The sequence below is a fragment of the Streptomyces sp. WM6378 genome (assembly GCF_001279695.1).
GTDB lineage: Bacteria > Actinomycetota > Actinomycetes > Streptomycetales > Streptomycetaceae > Streptomyces.
In genome coordinates this window covers 1-295 of record NZ_LGDD01000236.1, presented here as the reverse complement: position 1 = coordinate 295, position 295 = coordinate 1, and the positions used below count along the sequence as shown (strand labels likewise).

Here is a 295-nt window from a genome sequence, read left to right as displayed (position 1 = left end):
GGCCGCCGATTTGAGGCTCTCCTGCATCGCTGTTCCGGCCTTCGACATGGCCTCGGCCGCGGTCGCCGTCTTCTTCAACACGCCCGAAACCCCGGACGGTTTGATGTCCCAAGCCGACACGAAATTCCCCCCGTTCCCCGCCCGCTGCCCAACTGCCCTGCGTGTGCGGTGAGTTGCTGTACTTGCTGTGCGCGCCTCAGCCGATGGCGTCGACAGCCGCCTTCGCCTTCGACAGCGTCGACTGCGCGGTGCCGTCGTTCAGCTCCAGCGTGCCGCGCACCAGCCGGATGATCTC

Annotated in this window: 1 protein-coding gene; it reads right to left on the bottom strand. The window is 66.8% G+C overall.

Going from position 1 to position 295, the window contains the following annotated elements:
• The coding region (locus ADK54_RS48825) for a DUF6507 family protein (protein WP_420717338.1) at positions 1–120 on the bottom strand (120 nt) is incomplete at its 3' end.
• Positions 121–295 lie beyond the last annotated feature (175 nt).